We start from the raw sequence: 17,111 nt of genomic DNA, 5'->3' as shown, positions 1-17,111 counted from the left end.
GGCATTACGCGAACTGGGCGAGGTAGGCGCGCTGGACCGCAACCGGGTCTTCGGCGGCGAACACGCTGCTGACCACGGCGACCAGATCGGCGCCAGCGTCGATGATGGGACCGACATTGTCCGGCGTCAGGCCGCCGATCGCCACCCGCGGCACGCCCAGTGCGGCGCTTTGCCGCAGCAGGTCGGTATGGGCGCGGCTGCTGGTGATCTTGGTGGTGGTCGGGAAGAAGGCGCCGAAGGCCACGTAGCTGGCACCGGCGGCCACGGCCTGCTCGGCATTGGCCAGCTGGTCGTAGCAGGAAGCACCGATGATGGCTTCGGGGCCGAGCAGGGCGCGCGCGCTGGGGATGTCACCGTCGGTGCCGCCCAGGTGCACGCCGGCGGCGCCGACTGCCTTGGCCAGCGCCGGGTCATCGTTGACGATCAGCGGCACGCCGTGTTCCACGCACAGCGCCTGCAGGGCGGTGGCCTGCTCCCGCCGCAGCGCGTCACTGGCGGTCTTGTTGCGGTACTGCAGCCAGGTGGCGCCCGCAGCCAGCAGCGGCGCGGTACGGGCCAGCAGGCGCGCGGTATCGGGCTCGTCCGGGGTGATCAGGTAGACGCCGCGGGGCGCCGGGGAAGCAGAAGTCATCGATGGCTACCGGTGAGTGGACCGCGATGGGACAATGGCGGCCCGTGAATCCAGCCCTGATTATCCGATGAGCGATGCCACCCCCACCACCTTGCGCACCTGGATGTGCGTGGTCTGCGGCTTCCTTTACAGCGAAGCGGACGGCCTGCCGGAGGAGGGCATCGCGCCGGGGACGCGCTGGGAGGACATTCCCGAGACCTGGACCTGCCCGGACTGTGGCGTGACCAAGGCCGATTTCGAGATGGTCGAGGTCGATTGACGGGTGGGCCACCCGGCCCCTCCGGTGGGTGTGGACCGTTGGTCCACACACTGACACCCTCAATGCAACCGCGGCACCGGTCCGCCGAGGTCAATCAGCTTCTCGCGCAGCCACTGCGCATCGCTGGCTTCCGGGTTGCGCTTCAGGTACTGCCCCAGGTCGTGGCGGGCACCGGCCAGGTATTCCAGCTGCAGGTAGGCCAGGCCGCGGTCGCGCAGCGCGTCGTCCTGCTCCGGGGCCAGCTTCAGCAGGCGGTCGGCACTGCGCGCGGCACGGTCCCATTCGCCGGCTTCGGCGTACACGCCATGCAGGTTGCGCAGCATGCGCATCAGGATCGCACGCGCCGGCGCCGGGTCCAGGATCTGCGCCAGTACCTGGTCGTCCGGCATTTGCCCACCCAGATGTGACTTGGCGCGTTCGCGCAGTTCGTCCACGTCCAGCGGGCGGCCACCGTTGAACGGGTCCATCACTAGCACGCCGTCGTCTACCGGCAGGCGCACCAGGAAGTGGCCGGGAAAGGACACGCCGTCGAGCGGAATGCCCAGCCGGCGCGCGACTTCCATCTGCACCAGTGCCAGCGAGATCGGGTTGCCCAGGCGGCGCTCGAAGACCTGGTTGAGGTAGCTGTTGCGCGGGTCGTAGTACTCGTCGTGGTCGCCGCTGTAGCCCAGCTCGTCGAACAGGTGGCGGTTGATCGCCGCCATCTTCAGCGGGCTGTTGTCGATGCTGTCCACTTCCGAGCGGAGGTGGTCGACATGGCTCTGGATCAGTGCGTCGTAGGTCGACGGCTGCAGATCGGGGTATTCATCGCGCGCGATCAGCAGCGCGGTCGGCAGCAGTGGCAGCGCCTCGTCTTCGAGGTCGGCCAGTGCATCCCAGTCGGGGAGTGTGATCCGGTCCTGCATGGCCACAGACTGGCGTCATTCGCAGGCGGTTTCAAGCGGTGCCGCGTGAAAAATTCAGGGGTCAGATCCCTTTCGCGTGCGAAAGGGATCTGACCCCGGCAGGATTGCCGGCAAGCGGCCGGCATTACCGCTGGCAGAACCCTTGTTACTCGATGCCCGGTCCGAGCTTCAGCTCCGTGCCATCCTTCAGCTTGAGCTTCTCGGCCTGGCCGGCGTTGAGCTCCAGCACGTAGCGTGCCGGGCCGCCGCTGGGGTAGGGCGGGCACATGTCGCCGGCCGAGCACGGCGGTACGTCGCGCTGCTGGCTGACCAGCTTGCGCTGGCTGTCGAAGTACAGGATGTCCAGCGCGATCCTGGTGTTCTTCATCCAGTACGCCTGCATTTCTTCGCGGTCGTGGATGAACAGCATGCCGTGGTCGGCCGACATCTGGTCGCGGAACATCAGTCCGCGCGCGCGGGTTTCATCGTTGGTGGCCAGCTCGACCTGGTAGCGGGCACCATCCAGCTCGACCCAGTGGCGGGCCGCATCGGTGGCACAACCGGCCAGGGCCAGCAGCGGAAGCATCAGCAGCGAACGCAACAGCGACATCGTCAGGATCCTTCGAAAGGGTCAGAGCACGACCGGCGGTTCGCCGCCGACGATCACCACATCGGCGCGGCGGCGCGCGAACAGGCCGACGCAGACCACGCCCGGCAGCTGATTCAGCTCGCGCTCCAGCTTTTCCGGATCGGTGATCTGCAGGTTGTGGATGTCCAGGATCTGGTTGCCGTTGTCGGTGATCACGCCTTCGCGCCAGGCCGGCTGGCCGCCGGTCATGTCGCGGATCTGGCGGGCGACCAGGCTGCGCGCCATCGGGATCACTTCCACCGGCAGCGGGAACCTGCCCAGCACCGGCACCCGCTTGCTCGGGTCGATGATGCAGATGAAGCGCTCGCTGGCCTCGGCGATGATCTTCTCGCGGGTGAGCGCGGCGCCGCCGCCCTTGATCAGGCACTTGTTGGCGTCGCACTCATCGGCGCCGTCGACGTACAGCGACAGGTTGCCGCTGTGGTTCAGCTCGATCACCTCGATGCCGTGCTGCTTCAGGCGCGCGGTGCTCTGTTCGGAGCTGGACACGGCCCCCTTGATGCGGTGCTGGATGCGGGCAAGGGCATCGATGAAATAGGCCACGGTGGAACCGGTGCCGACACCGACGATCATGCCGTCTTCAACGTACTCGATGGCTTTCTCGGCGGCCAGGCGCTTGGCTTCGGACATGGGAGAACTCTCAGGCAGGGGATCAGGATTTCTTTTCCAGCGACAGCAGCAGCTTCCACTGCGCGGCGGTCACCGGGAACACCGACAGACGGTTGCCCTTGGCAACCAGCGGGAAGCCTTCGCCGAGTTCGTCGGCGTGCAGCTTGATCTCGTCCAGCGCGATCACCTGCTTGAGCTTGCGGTCGAAGGCCACGTCCACCAGCATCCAGCGCGGGTTCTCGCGCGTGCTCTTGGGGTCGTGGTAATCGGATGTCGGGTCGAACTGGGTGTCGTCCGGGTAGGCCGTGCTGGCCACCGTGGCCAGCCCCACGATGCCGGGGACCTTGGTATTGGAGTGGTAGAACAGGATGCCGTCGCCCACCTGCATGCCATCGCGCATGAAATTGCGCGCCTGGTAGTTGCGCACCCCGTTCCAGGGTTCGACCTTGACCTTGGCCAGGTCATCGATGGAGAAGGCGTCCGGTTCGGACTTCATCAGCCAGTAGCGCTTGCGGGCGGTCATGCGTTCACAGGGGCAGCGGAGGGGAACAGGGTGCCTTCTTCAGTGCAGATCGCATCCACCGGCACGTCCCACGACGCCACCGGCAAGGACTCGACCTGCTGCACCGCGAACGCTGCACCGACCAGCCAGGGCGGCGCCGGCCGGTCGTGGCGGAAGGCGAAGCTGCGATCATACCAGCCGCCCCCCATGCCCAGCCGCTGGCACTGCGTGTCGAAGCCCACCAGCGGGGCCACCACCAGCGCCATCTGCGCCGGTTCCAGGGTGTCCTCCATGGCCAGGTCCGGCTCGGGAATGCCATAGCGGTTGCTGGTCAGCGGCTGCCCGGGCCGCCACGGCGCGAAGCGCAGCACGTCGCCGGCCAGCACCGGCAGGCAGTAGGTGAGTCCCTCGGGCAATTGCAGCTGCCAGCGGTGCAGGGCGATTTCGCCATCCAGCGCCCAGTAGCCGGCCACGGCGCCTTCGCGCGGGGCGAACGGCAGGGCGAGCAGAGACTCGGCAAGCGATTCGGCGGCGGCAATGCGCTCACCGGCGGAAAGGTCGCGGCGGCGTTGCCGCAGGTCGTGGCGCAGGGCCTGGCGCGGGTCGGTCATGGCAGCGTGCGGCAAGGATCAGCCGCCATTGTGCCGGAAAGAACAAGGGCGACGCCCGAAGACGCCGCCCTTGCTGGAATATTGCATTCTCCGCAATGTCGATGCATGCGAAACGACCTTGAACCCGGGGGCTCAAGTGGGAACGCTGGAGAACCATCGGGCTTCCCGCTACAAGGCGGACCTGCACTCCCGGCGCTGTCGCGCTCCCGGTGTCGTTCTTAAGGGACAAGGCGAATGTTTGCACATGCCGTCGAGTACCGCAGAGAACGCGTGGCCATTATAGCCAGCGTGCAGGATCTGGATAGGCCGTTCGTCGGCAACAGTCCGTGCCAATTCAGATACGCGAAAAAGGGGACGGAGGGAATTAAGACGTTTCCAGCACGGAAGGGGCGAATGCGCCTTAATTCCCTCCGTCCCCTTTTTCTATGGGGGGGGCGTCGATCGCGCGGTCCAGGCGCCGGTTCAGGTCGGCCAGCGTCTGCTGCAGGGCCACTGCCTGGCGGGCGTTCTCGTCGCGCAGCAGCTGCAGTTCGTGGGCCAGGTTCAGTGCGGCCAGCACGGCGACGCGGTCGACGGCGGCCATGCGATTGCTGCCGCGGATTTCGCGCATGCGCGCATCGAGCAGGCGCGCGGCGGCCATCAGGCTGTCGCGTTCATCGCCGCCAACACCCACGGTGTATTCACGATCGAGGATGCGGACACTGACCGGTTCGGCGCTCATGTGTGCTGCTCCAGGGATTTGAGCCGGCTGATCATTGCTTCCACCCGCGAGCGTGCCTGCTCGTTCTTGGCCAGCAGCGTGGAACGCTCGGCCACCAGCTGTTCCTGCTGGTGGCGCAGGCTGCGGTTCTCCTCGGCCAGGCGCTGGTTGCGTTCAAGCAACGCTTCCACGCGGGCGGCGAAGTCCTGCAGCTGGGCAAGGGGATCGGCGGGTTCCATGCAGGCACGATAGGCAAGCCGGGTAAGGGCGGTCAAGCGTTGTCGCAGCAAGGCCTGGCGGCCGCAGAGAGGATGCTGCGGGGTTGCTACACTACGGGGTCTCACGGGCGCGCGCGTGCGCGCCCCGGGTTTCCTTTCCGAACGAGCCGCACGATGACCGAACTTCCCTCCGTCGACGACGTTACCCGCGCCAGCCAGGAACTGGGCCTGGGCGCCACCGCTGCCGAGCTGCATGGTGCGCTGTGTGGCTGGCTGGCCGCGGGCGGCGCCCCCGGCAATGACTGGCCGGCGCGGGTGCTGGCCGACGACAACCTGCCGCCGGTGGCCGCCGACAGCGTGCTGGGGCAGCTGCTGCAGGCCACCATCAAGCAGCTGGAAGACCGCGACTTCGCCTTCGAACTGCTGCTGACCGACGGCGACGACGTGTCCGCGCAGGCTGATGCCATGTTCAGCTGGACCCGCTCGTTCCTGGGCGGCTTCGGCCTGGGCAGCGGTGGTCGCCGCCCGGCCCTGTCTGAAGAGGGCGAAGAAGCGCTGACCGACATGGCCAGCCTGGCCCGTGCCTCCAGCGAGGATTTCGAGGCCGGTGGCGACGATGACGACGAAGCCTTGTCGGAGATCGAGGAATTCATCCGCGTGGCAGTACTGCTGCTGCACGGCGACGTGGTGCTGGCCTCGCGCCATCGGCAGCGCTTGAACTGATGGACATCAAGCAGCGCACCGGCATCGCGGCCGGCGAATACAAGCGTCGTCGCCGCCAGCTGATGGACATGGCCGGCGAGGACGCGATCCTGGTACTGCCGGCCGCGGCCGAGAAGGTGCGCAGCCTCGATACCCACTATCCGTTCCGGCAGGATTCGGACTTCCAGTACCTGAGCGGTTTCCCGGAACCGGAAGCAGTGCTGGTGCTGATTCCGGGCCGCCGCCACGGCGAGGCCATCCTGTTCTGCCGCGAGCGCGATGCCGAGCGCGAGGCCTGGGACGGCAGTCGCGCCGGGCAGGAAGGGGCAGTGGCGCAGTACGGCATGGACGATGCCTACCCGATCGATGATCTGGACGACATCCTGCCAGGCCTGCTGGAAGGGCGCTCGCGCGTTTACTACCACTTCGGCCGCGATGCCGATTTCGACCTCAAGCTGATCGGTTGGGTCAACCGCGTGCGCTCGCAGGTGCGCCACGGCGCACAGCCACCGCATGAGTTCCTGGAACTGGGGCACCTGCTGCACGAGCAGCGCCTGTTCAAATCAGGTGCAGAAGTGGCGCTGATGCACCACGCCGCGCAGATCAGCGTGCGTGCGCATCTGGCCGCGATGAAGGCCGCCAGGGCGGGCATCCACGAGTACGAACTGCAGGCGGAACTGGAGCGCGTGTTCCGCGCCAACGACGCAGTGCCAGCCTATTGCAGCATCGTCGGTGCCGGCCGCAACGGCTGCATCCTGCATTACCGCGACAACAACGCACGTTCGCGTGATGGCGAACTGGTGCTGATCGATGCCGGTGCCGAATACCGCGGCTATGCCAGTGACATCACCCGTACGTTCCCGGTGAACGGCCGCTTCAGTGCCGAACAACGCGCGCTGCATGACCTGGTCGGCGAGGCACAGGCTGCGGCGCTGGCCCAGGCCCAGCCGGGCGTGCCATACGAGGCCGGTCACCTCGCGGCGGTGCAGACCCTGACCGAGGGCCTGCTGCGGCTGGGCCTGCTGAAGGGCACGCTGGAAAAGAATCTGTCCGAAGGCCTGTACCAGCGTTTCTACCGGCACAAGACCGGGCACTGGATCGGGCTGGATGTGCACGACGTGGGCGACTACCGCTTGGCGGGCGACTCGCGCCTGCTGGAGCCGGGCATGGCGTTCACCATCGAGCCGGGGCTGTACATCGGCGTGGACGACACGACGGTGGAGCCGCGCTGGCGCGGTATCGGCATCCGTACCGAGGATGACGTGCTGATCACCGACGACGGCCATCGCGTGCTGACCGAAGGCCTGGCGCGCAGCGCCGATGAGATCGAAGCGGTGATGGCGGGGTAAGGGGCTTTTCTGCAGGGCTTGCAGCCCTGCATCCGCTACACGCAAGAGCAACAGCAACGGCGGGCATTCCGTGGGATGGCGGGGCACTGTGGGTTTGCGGGGACGCCGTGAATCCATCCCTGGAGGCTTGGTCGCCGCATCCATGCGGCTCACACCCCGCAGACCCACAGTGCCCCGCCTTCGACAGGTTCACGCGGCTGTTGGTGGGTGCCGACCGTTGGTCGGCACATCTGTCAGATATCGAATGAATCCTCCACGCATGGCGTGGATCTACTGGCGACTGCGGCCGTTGGAACGCGCGGCTGTTGGTAGGTGTCGACCTTGGTCGACACAGAGCGAGCGCAGCGAGCGACCCGCTTTTGCTCTTCTTCTTTCTTTTCCGTGGTTGAACGCGCGCAAGAAACTGTCAGAGGTGGGGCGGGGTGGGTTCGCGGGGGTGTCCGCGGCATGGATGCCGCGGCCAAGCCTCCAGGGATGGATTCACGGCGTCCCCCGCGAACCCACCCCGCCCCGCCAAGCGCGGCTTTTGATTTCAGCGACCAACCACGAGGGGCTCAGCCGTTCGCCGCCGCAAACTCCGGCCGCGTCAGGTTGTCCGCTTCGCCCTCGGTGCACAGCACTTCGTCTTCGATGCGGATGCCGCCATACGGACGGAAGAAGTCCACGCGCTCCCAGTTGATCGCATCGCCATGGCCGGCGTCCTTCACTTCGTTCAACAGCATGTCGATGAAGTACAGGCCCGGTTCGATGGTCACCACCATGCCCGGTTCCAGCACGCGGGTCAGGCGCAGGTACGGGTGGCCGGCCGGGCGCTCGATGCGACCGCCTTCGTCGCTGGCTGCGAAACCCGCCACGTCGTGCACCTGCAGGCCGATCAGGTGGCCGATGCCGTGCGGGAAGAACGCGGCGCTGACGCCGGTTTCCAGCGCGGTCTGCGGCGACACCTTGATCACCCCGAAGTCCTTCAGCACGCCCATCAGCGAAAGATGTGCGTCCACGTGCAGCTGCTTGTAGTCGAAGCCGGGGCGCACGGCTGCGCACATCTGCTGCTGGGCGGCGTCGACGGCGGCGATCATCGCTGCGAATTCGTCGTGGCCGTGCGCGGCGTAGGTACGGGTGATGTCGCTGGCGTAACCGTGCGCGCTGGCACCCGCATCGATCAGGAAGCTGCGCAGCGGTTGCGGTGCCTTGCGACCCAGCTCGGTGTAATGCAGCACGGCGGCATGTTCGTTCAGTGCCACGATGTTGCCGTAGGGCAGCTCGTTGGCATCCTGGCCGACGGCCTGGCAGTACGCCATGTGGATGCTGAACTCGTCGGCACCGTTGCGGAACGCGGCTTCGGCGGCGCGGTGGCCGCGCACACCCAGCACCTGCGCCTGGCGCATCAGCGCGATTTCATACGGCGTCTTGCTGCCGCGGTGCCATTCCAGGTAATTCACCACGGGCGCCGGGTTGTTCGGCACGTAGTTGCCCAGTGCGCTCTGCGGCTCGCCGAGGATCGCGCAGCGCGACGGATCGGCCGGCAGCAGGGCCAGCGCCTCTTCCGGCGTGCGGATGATGTGGATGTCGAAGTGGTCCACCCACCAGCCGCTCGGCGCATCCGGCACCACGTGCCAGTAGTCGAAGGGCTGGTGGAAGATCACCGCCGGGCGCTTGCCGGGGGTGAACACGATCCAGCTGTTGGGTACGCGGGTCAGTGGCAGCCAGGCCTTGAACTGCGGATTGGCGGCATAGGGATAGTCGCGATCATCGAACACCTGGTAGTGCAGGGTGCCGCTGGGCACCACCAGATGATCGAAGCCGCCGCGGGCCAGCGCCAGTTCGGCACGTCGGCACAGCACGGCCAGGTGGTCGGGATACAGGGCGCCGGGGTCTTGCTGGATCATTGCGGTGGCTCGACACGGGAAACGGCCCTAGATTCTGCCGCATACCGGGAAAAACCGCTGTGCTGGAACCGGCACTCAGGTCGTCGAAACCGGCCCCTCGTCGCTGTCTTCGCCTACCCACTGGCGCAGCAGCTGCCGGTGTTCGCGCGACAGGGTGAGGAACCGGAAGCCGGTCCAGCTCTGGCCGGGGGCATGCGCGGGCTCGCTCCACAGCAGGTGCACGCCCACATCGATGTCCTGTTGGCGGCCATCGCCCAGCGGCAGCGGGAAGCGCAGCTGGTACAACGCATCCTCGCGCAGTGGCGCGCTGGCCAGCATCAGCATGCCGGTTTCAGAAACATTGCCGAGACGACCGACCACGCATTCGCGCATCTGGTCAGTGACCGGCACCAGGTCCGAGACCTGGCGGCGGGGCGCGCGGCGTGTGTCCTGCGGCGGTACGGCTTTCATGCGTGGGTCTCCTGCGTGCGGCTGGCTGCCAGTGCGCGCAATGTGCCCAGGCTGGCTTCCCAGGCGCGGTCGACCAGCCGGGCCTTGTCTTCGGTGACCAGCTGCGCGTACCCAGCGCTGATCTGCCGGGCCAGCGTATCCAGATCGGTGTCGACGATCTTCTGCCCGCGTGGATTGACGAACAGGGCGTGGCCGGTCAGCAGGCTGTACCAGGAAAGGCGCTGGCGACGCAGCGTGCCATCACCGGCATCGATGTCGAACCAGCTGCCGAACGGCAGGGTGCACAGCTGCTGGTAAGCAGCTTCTTCGGCACTGCTGCGCGGTGTCGCGGGCGCCGTGCCGGCCGTCGTGCCGGCATGCTCGCCCAGGCGCGCACGCGCCTTCAGGCGGGCGCTGAGTTCGGTACGCGAGGTGCTTTCGTCCTCGCCGCCGGGCGTGGCCAGCCGGCGAGCGACGGCGGCGGCTTCCTCGGCGTGGTAGCCGACCTGCAGCAGGGCGGCCTCGACGTCCGCGGCGAGTGCGGCATCGGTGCCGCCGGGAGCATCGACGGCCTGTGCCGTGATCGCAGCGATGCGCTGGGTCTGCTGCAGGCGCTCCTGCCATTGCAGTGAATCGTCGCCATGGCGCAGGCGGGTGAGGGTGAGTGCATCGGCCCAGGCCTGGCGCAGCAGGGTCTGCACGAAGCGCGGCGGTTCCTGTGCGTCGCAGCACTGGTCGATCTGTGCATTGGCCTGGCGGCGCGCCAGTTCCAGCCGTTCCTTGCCACGCGCGGCTTCGACGTGACGGCGCTCGGCCAGTTCGGCGCGGTGGGCCGCCGCGCGCTGGTGCTGCTGCACGTCTTCGTTGGCCGTGGCGAAGGACTCGGGCGAGCGCGCATCCTGGCTGAGCAGGCCCTGCACGCTCTGCGCCATGCGCTGCAGCAGCTGGGGGTCAACATCATCGTCGCCCAGCCAGTTCGCGCCGACTTCGGCAATCTGGTTGAGCAGTTCGCGTGCAGGGTGTTCGTCGCGCACGAAGAAGCCGGGGTCGGCCATCGCCGCGCGCGCCAGCGGCACCTGCAGGCGCGCCAGCAGGGCCGCCGGCACCGGGTCGGGACGCTGCTGCTGCTGTACCTGCTGCATCAGCAGGCGCAGCAGGTCGAGGTTGTCGCGGTCGTGGCTGCCCAACTGGGCCTGCGCGCCGTGCTCGCTGCGCAGCTGGGCGACCACCGCCGCCTGCAGGTCGACGACGCCGGTGGCCGCGCTGGACTGGGCCTGCAGGCGCGCGAGGACCGCGTCGACCGCCGCACTGGGCACGGCCTCTGCGGGGGGCGCCGTGGCGTGGCGCGCCTGTTGCAGCAGTTCATGCAGCGCACTGCCGGTGGACGTGGTCACGCCGGGAGTTGCGGCACCCGGGGTGACCGCATCGTTGAAGGCATCCTGCACCAGGTTCGACCAGGAACCGGCGGCAGCGGAGCCGTTCCAGCCCGTCAGTGGTGCGGCGGCACGCTTGGCAGGCTGGGTTGCGCGGCCACCGCCCACCGACTGGGTGAGGATCCGCCGGGTACTCGACGAGCGTGCCAGGTACGGGGTGTAGACCAGCCCCGGCAGCACGCCGTGCTGGGCCAGCAGCGCATTGGCGCGGTCCAGCACTTCGCCCAGGCGTTCCAGCACCTGCCGTTCGAAGCTGCGGTACAGCGCAAGCTGCACCTCCACCCCGAGGGCGTCCTGCTCGGCGATCCGGCGCACCATCGTGCACAGGGCCTGTGGTGCCAGGGGCAGGGTATCGGCCTCGAAGGCGGGCGCCGCAGCGAGCACACCCAGGCGCTGGCCCAGCAGGTTCAGCGTGTTGGCCGAGCGCAGCGTCTCCCGGCGCACCATCTCGGTCAGCAGCAGGTCGCGATCAACCTCGTGCTCATCGACCAGTGAAAGGCCGAGCGTGCCTGGCAGGGGCGGTGGCGTGGCGTTGGCTGCAGCGGCGGTGGACGGCGCGCGCAGGGTCGCCAGCGCCTCGGCCACGGCATCGAGCATGCGGTCGGCGAAATGGCCGGCGAAGGCATGCAGCTGGCCACGCTGGGCCATCAGGTCCGCCTGCTGCATGGGATTGCGCGCGCGGTCGGCGTCGTGCAGCAGCGTCTGCTCCAGCGCTTCGACGGTCAGGATCAGGGGGGCGGCCAGCGTTTGCCGGCACAGGCCGATCAATGCACCCAGCAGCTCACGCACCCGCGGTGGCAGGTCGCTGGCGGCCAGGCGGGCTTTGTCGGCAGAGGTGATGGAAAAGACAGCTGACATCGGCGAGCGGTACCCGGATTCCCGCGGATCGATTCTGTGAATCTACCGTGTCGGCCGCGGTTGGCGCTACTTTAGGGTGAATGTCGCTTGCCTGCGCCGGCCAGCGGCCGGCACTACCCGTTGCCGCGGCAGGGATCACGCCTCCAGGAACAGGCTCACCACATCGTTGGTGAAGCGGCGGCCCAGTTCAGTCGGCCGCACATGGCCGTCGGTCACTTCCAGCCAGCCGTGCTGGACGGCCTCGGCCAGGGGGGCGTCCAGCACGCTGCGCGGCAGCCCGGTACGCGACTCGAAATCGCGCAGGCTGAAACCTTCGTGCAGGCGCAGCAGGTTGAGCATGTACTCGAACGGCAGGCGCTCGGGTGCGATCACATCGTCACCCCCGAACGAGCCCGGAGTACCGGCACTGTCCAGGTAAGCCTGCGGATGCTTCAGCTTCCAGCGGCGCAGCACGTGTTCCTCGGCACCCGAGCTGATCTTGCCGTGCGCGCCGGCACCGATGCCCAGGTAGTCGCCGAAGCGCCAGTAGTTCAGGTTGTGCGCGCTCTGCCGGCCGGGGCGCGCGTAGGCGCTGACCTCGTACTGGCCGAAACCGGCCTGCGCCAGCAGCGCCTGGCAGTGTTCCTGCATGTCCCAGGCGTTGTCTTCATCGGGTATGCCCTGCGGCGGCCGCGCGAAGAACACCGTGTTCGGTTCCAGGGTCAGCTGGTAGTGCGAGATGTGCGCCGGCTGCAGCGCGAACGCGCGTTCAAGATCGGCCTCGGCACCGGCCAGGGTCTGTTCCGGCAGCGCGTACATCAGGTCGATGTTGAAGTTGTCGTAGCCCGCGTCCTGCGCCATCTTCACCGCGCGCTCGGCTTCGCCACTGTCGTGGATGCGGCCCAGGCGCTTGAGCATCGCATCGTCGAAACTCTGGATGCCGAAGCTGAGGCGGTTCACGCCGGCTGCGCGGTAGCGGTCGAAACGGCCATGCTCGGCCGTGCCCGGGTTGGTTTCCAGGGTGATTTCGGCATTGGGTGCGAAGCGCAGGCGGGCGCTGGCCTGCTGCAGGAAGCGGTCGATCGCTTCCGGCGGGAACAGGCTGGGCGTGCCGCCACCGAAGAACACGCTGTGCACCACCCGGCCCCAGACCAGCGGCAGGTCCTGGTCCAGGTCGCGCAGCAGTGCATCGATGTAGGCATCGAACGGCAGCTCGCCCTTGGCCTGGTGCGAATTGAAATCGCAGTACGGGCACTTGCGCACGCACCACGGCAGGTGCACGTACAGCGACAGTGGCGGTGGTACCAGGCGCGGCGCGGTGTCATGGTCGCCTGGGCAGGCTTCGCCGGGCAGGTGGTTGCAGTGGTCGTGGGCGTGCGGCATGGGCGTCATCGGTAGTGCCGGCCGCTGGCCGGCTTCCCTGGGGTATTCAGCAAGGCGTCAAAGCCAGGTGGCCAGCTGCTGCTTGAGCTGCTGCAGGGCGAGGGCACGGTGGCTGATGGCGTTCTTCAGGGCCGGCTCCATTTCTGCAGCGGTCAGGCCGTGGGTGGTGTCCAGGAACACCGGGTTGTAGCCGAAGCCATTCGTGCCACGCAGTTCGCGGATGATCTGGCCCTCCCAGCGGCCCTCGCAGATCAGTGGCTGCGGGTCGCTGGCGTGGCGCAGCAGCACGATCACCGCATAGAAGCGGGCGCTGCGCTGACCATCGGGAACGTCGGCCATCGCGTCCAGCAGCTTGGCGTTGTTGGCTGCAGCATTGGTCGGGTGGCCGGCATAGCGCGCGCTGTACAGGCCCGGTGCACCGCCGAGGGCATCGACGATCAGGCCCGAATCATCGGCCAGCGCCGGCAGGCCGGTCGCTTCGCAGGCCGCGCGCGCCTTCAGCAGCGCGTTCTCGACGAAGGTCAGGCCGGTTTCTTCCACATCGCCCAGGCCCAGTTCGGCGGCCGAGGTGATCTGCAGCGGCAGGTCGGCGAGGATCTCCTGCATCTCCACCAGCTTGCCGGCGTTGTGGCTGGCCAGTACCAGTTTCTTCATTGACGGGGCTCCAGCAGGTCCCAGGTGTTGCCATAAAGATCGCGGAACACCGCGACCGTTGCATAGGGTTCTTCGCGCGGCGCTTCCAGGAACTCGACCCCGGCAGCCAGCATCGCCGCGTGGTCGCGGTGGAAGTCACCGGTGTTGAGGAAGAAGGCGACCCGGCCACCGGTCTGGTTGCCGATGCGGCTGCGCTGTTCCTCGTCGCTGGCACGGGCCAGCAGCAGGGCGGCAGCGCCGCCGTCGGTCGGGCCGACCACCACCCAGCGCTTGTGGCCCTGGTCGATGTCCTCCAGCAGCGCGAAGCCGAGCTTGCCGGTGTACCAGGCAATGGCTTCGTCATAGTCGGCCACCACCAGGGTGGCCAGGGCGATGCGGCGGTTCATGCCGACAGCGCCGCCTGCTGCGCGTCCAGCAGCTCGCGCACGCCCTTTTCGGCCAGGCCCAGCAGCGCGTCCAGTTCATCGCGGCGGAAGGCATGGCCTTCGGCGGTGGCCTGCAGCTCGATGAAGCCGCCGCCGTCGTTCATCACGACGTTCATGTCGGTGTCGCAGTCGCTGTCTTCGGCGTAGTCCAGGTCCAGCACCGGGGTGCCGCGGTACACGCCCACCGACACGGCGGCCACTGCGCCCAGGATCGGGTTGCGCTTGATGTCGCCACGCTTCATCAGCACGTTCACCGCATCGACCAGCGCCACGTAGGCGCCGGTGATGGCAGCGGTGCGGGTGCCACCGTCGGCCTGCAGCACGTCGCAGTCGAGGGTGATGGTGCGCTCGCCCAGCGCGTTGCGATCCACGCAGGCACGCAGGCTGCGGCCGATCAGGCGCTGGATCTCCAGCGTGCGGCCACCCTGCTTGCCACGGGCCGCTTCGCGGTCGCTGCGGGTGTGGGTGGCGCGCGGCAGCATGCCGTACTCGGCGGTCACCCAGCCTTCGCCCTTGCCGCGCAGGAAGCCCGGCACGCGGTTCTCGACGCTGGCGGTGCACAGCACACGGGTTTCACCGAAGCACACCAGCACCGAACCTTCGGCGTGGCGGGTGAAGCCGCGTTGGATGACGACCGGGCGGAGCTGGTCGGGCTGGCGGCCGCTGGGGCGGGAATCGGACATGGTGCGGGTTCCGTAATGGCGTGGGAGTACGCCGCCACGCCCGCGGCCTTCACGGGGCGGGCAAGGGGGCTCTGGTGAGGGCGCTAGGGTACCATTCCCCCTTTGCACGCACCGGACACAATCCATGATTCGAAGCATGACCGCCTACGCCGGCGGCGAGCGGGTCACCCCGTGGGGCACGCTGGGCTGCGAGCTGCGCTCGGTCAACCACCGCTTCCTGGAGGTCGGAACCCGCCTGCCCGAGGAACTGCGGGCGCTGGAGCCGCAGCTGCGCGAGCGCATTGCCGCACGCCTGAGCCGCGGCAAGCTGGATCTGGTGATGCGCCTGCGCGCGCCGGAAGCGGCGGCCAACCTGCAGGTGGACGAGGCCCTGCTGGGCCAGCTGGGCCGCCTGGCCCACCGCCTGACCTCCGATTTCCCGAACCTGCAGGTCAGCTTCACCGATCTGCTGCAGTTGCCGGGCGTGACCCGCGGCGAGGCCACGGATGCCGCCGCCCTGCAGGTCGAGGCGCTGGCCCTGCTGGACCAGGTGCTGGACGGCTTCGTCGAGGCCCGTGAGCGCGAAGGTGGCAAGCTGGCCGCGGCCATCAGCGAGCGTGTGGACGGCATCGAACGCATCGCCACCGAAGTCCGCACCCTGATTCCGGCCATTCGCGACGGGCAGCGCGCCAAGCTGGCCGCACGCCTGGCCGACCTGCCACACCCGGTCGACCCCGGCCGCGCCGAGCAGGAACTGGTGCTGTGGCTGCAGAAGCTGGACGTGGATGAAGAGCTGGACCGCCTCGGCAGCCATATCGTCGAGATCCGGCGCGTGCTCAAGCAGCGCGAACCGGTCGGCCGCCGCCTGGACTTCCTGCTGCAGGAGTTCAACCGCGAAGCCAATACGCTGGGCTCCAAGTCGGTGGACAGCCGTACGTCCAATGCGGCGGTGGAGCTGAAAGTGTTGATCGACCAGATCCGCGAACAGGTGCAGAACATCGAGTGATGTTGCATCCAGCCGTACAGCAGGGGCGCCTTCGGGTGCCCTTGTTGTTTCAGCGCATCAGTGCATCAGTGCACCCTGACGGCCGGCGCTCCCTCGCTCAAGCGCCCCACCACGGCCGCCTGGCCGAATCCGGCGTCGTGGAAGCAGGCCAGCACCGCATCCACCGCTTCCGGGGCACAGGACACCAGCAGGCCGCCGCTGGTCTGCGGGTCGGTCAGCAGCGGCTGCCAGTGTGCGGCCAAGCCCTCGTCGAAGCGCACCTCGGCACCATACGAGGCCCAGTTGCGGCTGGAGGCACCGGTCACGCAGCCACGCTGCAGCAGGTCCAGACTCTGCGGCAGCAGCGGCACCTGTGCACTGTCCACTTCGGCGGCGACGCCGCTGGCGCGGCACACTTCCAGCAGGTGGCCGAGCAGGCCGAAGCCGGTGACGTCGGTCATCGCGTGCACGCCGTCCAGCGCGGCCAGTGGCACGCCCACGCTGTTCAAGCGGGTAGTCGACGCGATCATCTGCCGGTAGCCCTCGGCATCCAGGACTTCTTTCTTCAGCGCCGATGAATACATGCCCACGCCCAACGGCTTGCCCAGCACCAGCACATCACCGGCGCGGGCATCGGCATTGCGCTTGAGCCGCTGCGGATCGAGCACGCCGATCGCGGCCAGGCCGTAGATGGGTTCCACCGAATCGATGCTGTGGCCGCCGGCAACCACGATGCCGGCATCGGCGCAGGCGCGCTCGCCACCCTGCAGGATGCCGCGGATGGTGTCCTGCGGCAGGGTGTTGATCGGCATGCCGACGATGGCCAGCGCGAACAGCGGGCGCGCGCCCATCGCATACAGGTCCGACAGCGCGTTGGTGGCGGCGATGCGGCCGAAGTCGAACGGGTCGTCGACAATCGGCATGAAGAAGTCGGTAGTGGCGACGATCGCCTGATGGTCATCAAGGCGATACACCGCCGCGTCGTCGCTGGTCTCGCGGCCGACCAGCAGCTCAGCCGGTGCCGGAAGCGAGGGGACCCCGCGCAGCAGATCAGCCAGCACGCCCGGCGCGATCTTGCAGCCGCAGCCACCGCCATGCGCGAGAGACGTCAGTCGTTGTGGGACATCGGCCGTTGAAGGAGCGGGGGACTGCGCGTGCGTGGCCATGCCGACATCTCCTGCGGAAACACGAATGGCGGAAGGCAGCAGGAGTCGAACCTACCAGGGAACGATCGACGCCCCCTACTGGGTTTGAAGCCCAGCCGCATGCCCGGATGCGCATGCCTTCCGAAAGTACGGCGGTA

Annotated in this window: 20 protein-coding genes, 1 tRNA gene and 1 other RNA gene; 4 read left to right on the top strand and 18 right to left on the bottom strand. The window is 68.0% G+C overall.

Translation table 11 applies throughout. The features are described from left to right. Positions 1–4 precede the first annotated feature (4 nt). Entirely contained in the window at positions 5–631 is a 627-nt protein-coding gene (thiE, locus tag ACYKG1_RS17440; RefSeq protein ID WP_262083740.1) for a thiamine phosphate synthase, read from the bottom strand. Between the two features lie 34 nt (positions 632–665). Between thiE and ACYKG1_RS17435 the strand changes: the two genes are divergently transcribed. Beyond that, positions 666–890, top strand: a complete 225-nt coding sequence (locus tag ACYKG1_RS17435; RefSeq protein WP_006467103.1) for a rubredoxin — start codon at positions 666–668, stop codon at positions 888–890. A 59-nt stretch (positions 891–949) separates the two neighbouring features. Here the strand turns inward: ACYKG1_RS17435 and ACYKG1_RS17430 are convergent, their stop codons facing one another. The 8 genes from ACYKG1_RS17430 to ACYKG1_RS17395 form a co-directional block, all read right to left on the bottom strand. After that, a complete protein-coding gene (locus ACYKG1_RS17430) occupies positions 950–1,795 on the bottom strand; it encodes a SirB1 family protein (RefSeq protein ID WP_100473812.1) in 846 nt (281 codons plus the stop codon). Between the two features lie 145 nt (positions 1,796–1,940). Beyond that, positions 1,941–2,384, bottom strand: coding sequence for a DUF192 domain-containing protein (locus ACYKG1_RS17425; RefSeq protein ID WP_262083741.1), 444 nt, complete (start codon positions 2,382–2,384; stop codon positions 1,941–1,943). A 21-nt stretch (positions 2,385–2,405) separates the two neighbouring features. Continuing rightward, entirely contained in the window at positions 2,406–3,053 is a 648-nt protein-coding gene (rpiA, locus tag ACYKG1_RS17420) for a ribose-5-phosphate isomerase RpiA (protein ID WP_478471008.1), read from the bottom strand. Between the two features lie 22 nt (positions 3,054–3,075). Beyond that, the gene (locus ACYKG1_RS17415; protein ID WP_100473809.1) at positions 3,076–3,555 is read right to left on the bottom strand and encodes an EVE domain-containing protein; all 480 of its coding nucleotides are present in this window, start codon (positions 3,553–3,555) and stop codon (positions 3,076–3,078) included. Continuing rightward, on the bottom strand, positions 3,552–4,145 hold the full coding sequence (locus tag ACYKG1_RS17410) for a 5-formyltetrahydrofolate cyclo-ligase (RefSeq protein ID WP_478471007.1): 594 nt from the start codon (positions 4,143–4,145) through the stop codon (positions 3,552–3,554). The genes ACYKG1_RS17415 and ACYKG1_RS17410 overlap by 4 nt, the downstream gene beginning before the upstream one ends. 83 nt (positions 4,146–4,228) lie before the next feature. Continuing rightward, a non-coding RNA gene (gene ssrS, locus ACYKG1_RS17405) (6S RNA) lies at positions 4,229–4,414 on the bottom strand. Between the two features lie 131 nt (positions 4,415–4,545). Continuing rightward, complete coding sequence (locus ACYKG1_RS17400; protein WP_262083744.1) at positions 4,546–4,866, bottom strand: cell division protein ZapA; 321 nt, start codon at positions 4,864–4,866, stop codon at positions 4,546–4,548. Further along, on the bottom strand, positions 4,863–5,084 hold the full coding sequence (locus ACYKG1_RS17395; protein ID WP_005410898.1) for a TIGR02449 family protein: 222 nt from the start codon (positions 5,082–5,084) through the stop codon (positions 4,863–4,865). The genes ACYKG1_RS17400 and ACYKG1_RS17395 overlap by 4 nt, the downstream gene beginning before the upstream one ends. A 153-nt stretch (positions 5,085–5,237) precedes the next feature. Between ACYKG1_RS17395 and ACYKG1_RS17390 the strand changes: the two genes are divergently transcribed. Both ACYKG1_RS17390 and ACYKG1_RS17385 read left to right on the top strand, forming a co-directional pair. Beyond that, a complete protein-coding gene (locus tag ACYKG1_RS17390) occupies positions 5,238–5,786 on the top strand; it encodes a YecA/YgfB family protein (RefSeq protein WP_262083745.1) in 549 nt (182 codons plus the stop codon). A 5-nt stretch (positions 5,787–5,791) separates the two neighbouring features. Continuing rightward, on the top strand, positions 5,792–7,114 hold the full coding sequence (locus ACYKG1_RS17385) for an aminopeptidase P N-terminal domain-containing protein (RefSeq protein WP_100475244.1): 1,323 nt from the start codon (positions 5,792–5,794) through the stop codon (positions 7,112–7,114). Positions 7,115–7,668: 554 nt separating this feature from the next. Here ACYKG1_RS17385 and pepQ read toward each other — a convergent pair. The 7 genes from pepQ to rph form a co-directional block, all read right to left on the bottom strand. Continuing rightward, the gene (gene pepQ / locus ACYKG1_RS17380; protein ID WP_478471006.1) at positions 7,669–9,000 is read right to left on the bottom strand and encodes a Xaa-Pro dipeptidase; all 1,332 of its coding nucleotides are present in this window, start codon (positions 8,998–9,000) and stop codon (positions 7,669–7,671) included. A gap of 75 nt (positions 9,001–9,075) precedes the next feature. Beyond that, the gene (locus tag ACYKG1_RS17375; RefSeq protein WP_262227656.1) at positions 9,076–9,450 is read right to left on the bottom strand and encodes a PilZ domain-containing protein; all 375 of its coding nucleotides are present in this window, start codon (positions 9,448–9,450) and stop codon (positions 9,076–9,078) included. Next, a complete protein-coding gene (locus tag ACYKG1_RS17370; protein ID WP_478471005.1) occupies positions 9,447–11,720 on the bottom strand; it encodes a DUF1631 family protein in 2,274 nt (757 codons plus the stop codon). The genes ACYKG1_RS17375 and ACYKG1_RS17370 overlap by 4 nt, the downstream gene beginning before the upstream one ends. Positions 11,721–11,855: 135 nt before the next feature. Further along, a complete protein-coding gene (gene hemW / locus ACYKG1_RS17365) occupies positions 11,856–13,082 on the bottom strand; it encodes a radical SAM family heme chaperone HemW (RefSeq protein WP_262083748.1) in 1,227 nt (408 codons plus the stop codon). Between the two features lie 57 nt (positions 13,083–13,139). Next, positions 13,140–13,736 carry an RdgB/HAM1 family non-canonical purine NTP pyrophosphatase gene (gene rdgB, locus ACYKG1_RS17360; RefSeq protein ID WP_100473801.1) on the bottom strand — a complete coding sequence of 199 codons (597 nt, stop codon included), beginning with the start codon at positions 13,734–13,736 and terminating at the stop codon, positions 13,140–13,142. Then, positions 13,733–14,122: a VOC family protein gene (locus ACYKG1_RS17355; RefSeq protein WP_478471004.1), complete on the bottom strand. Its 390-nt coding sequence runs from the start codon at positions 14,120–14,122 to the stop codon at positions 13,733–13,735. The genes rdgB and ACYKG1_RS17355 overlap by 4 nt, the downstream gene beginning before the upstream one ends. Further along, the gene (gene rph / locus ACYKG1_RS17350; protein ID WP_478471003.1) at positions 14,119–14,844 is read right to left on the bottom strand and encodes a ribonuclease PH; all 726 of its coding nucleotides are present in this window, start codon (positions 14,842–14,844) and stop codon (positions 14,119–14,121) included. Before rph ends, ACYKG1_RS17355 begins: the two co-directional genes overlap by 4 nt. Before the next feature lie 124 nt (positions 14,845–14,968). Between rph and ACYKG1_RS17345 the strand changes: the two genes are divergently transcribed. Continuing rightward, positions 14,969–15,829, top strand: coding sequence for a YicC/YloC family endoribonuclease (locus ACYKG1_RS17345; protein ID WP_005410888.1), 861 nt, complete (start codon positions 14,969–14,971; stop codon positions 15,827–15,829). 65 nt (positions 15,830–15,894) lie between these two features. Here the strand turns inward: ACYKG1_RS17345 and selD are convergent, their stop codons facing one another. Then, positions 15,895–16,974, bottom strand: a complete 1,080-nt coding sequence (selD, locus tag ACYKG1_RS17340; RefSeq protein WP_478471002.1) for a selenide, water dikinase SelD — start codon at positions 16,972–16,974, stop codon at positions 15,895–15,897. A 26-nt stretch (positions 16,975–17,000) separates the two neighbouring features. Next, positions 17,001–17,096, bottom strand: a tRNA-Sec gene (locus ACYKG1_RS17335). Between the last annotated feature and the right edge of the window lie 15 nt (positions 17,097–17,111).

The sequence above is a fragment of the Stenotrophomonas sp. 85239_Sma genome (assembly GCF_056481725.1).
This window is presented reverse-complemented; position numbering and strand designations above follow the sequence as displayed.